This window comes from Arthrobacter sp. UYCu512 (assembly GCF_040547075.1).
GTDB lineage: Bacteria > Actinomycetota > Actinomycetes > Actinomycetales > Micrococcaceae > Arthrobacter.
This window is the reverse complement of record NZ_JBEPPA010000057.1, coordinates 1-1,010: the sequence shown is the minus strand read 5'-3', so window position 1 is coordinate 1,010 and position 1,010 is coordinate 1. Positions and strand designations below refer to the sequence as shown.

Genomic DNA, 1,010 nt, shown 5'->3' with positions numbered 1-1,010 from the left:
CTGGCCGGGAACCCGGTGAACGCGAGGACGTCGTCCCGGGCGTCGCCGAGCATCGCGGCGACCTTCGGGTGGGATTTGAGGAGCATCCGGGTGACTTCGTCGAACTGGGTGTTCACACGCCCGGCGTCGGGCTGGGCGAAAGCGGTGCGGATGATCGAGGCGACCATATCCTGGGATCCCTTCGGCACAGTCGAGAGTACGTTTCTCATGAAATGCACCCGGCAACGCTGCCACGCCGCGCCCTGGAACACGGTCCCGATGGCCTTCTTCAGGCCGCTGTGCGCGTCGGAGATCACCAGCTTCACCCCGTCCATGCCGCGGGCCTTCAACGACCGCAGGAACGCGGTCCAGAAGCCCTCGTTCTCGCTGTCGCCGACGTCGAAGCCCAGGACTTCCCGGCGTCCGTCCGCGGCGACGCCGAAAGCGACCACGATCGCCTGGGACACCACGCGGTGCCCGACGCGGGCCTTGCAGTAGGTCGCGTCCAGGAACACATACGGGTAATCCATGGCCGAGAGGTCCCGGTCCCGGAACGCACCGACTTCGTGGTCCAGGTCCTCGCAGATCCGGGACACCTCGGACTTCGAGATCCCGGTATCGGCCCCGAGCGCCTTGACCAGATCATCGACCTTGCGGGTGGAGACCCCGTGCAGGTAAGCCTCCATCACGACCGCGTAGAGGGCCTGGTCCACGCGGCGGCGGCGCTCCAGCAGGGCCGGGAAGAACGACCCGTTCCGCAGCTTGGGGATCTTCAGGTTCAGGTCCCCGGCGGTGGTCGTCAGCGTCCTGGGCCGGGACCCGTTGCGCTGCGTTGTCCGCGCCTCGGAGCGTTCGAACGGGGCGGCGCCGATGAACGCGGTCGCCTCCGCTTCGATGAGCTGCTGGTACAGGGTTTCGGTCGCGGCACGGATCCGGTCGGAGACATCGGTGAGTTTCAGTTGGCCAAGAAGGTCAAGCAGGGCAGACTGGTCTAGAGCCATCGTGTGTTTGTGTCCTTTGTGAGTTCTTTG

General features: G+C 66.1%; 1 protein-coding gene. It reads right to left on the bottom strand.

Translation table 11 applies throughout. The features are described 5' to 3' along the window. Window positions 1-980: IS256 family transposase (locus ABIB49_RS19270; RefSeq protein WP_354157659.1), on the bottom strand; the 980-nt coding region annotated here is incomplete at its 3' end. Window positions 981-1,010: the final 30 nt, after the last annotated feature.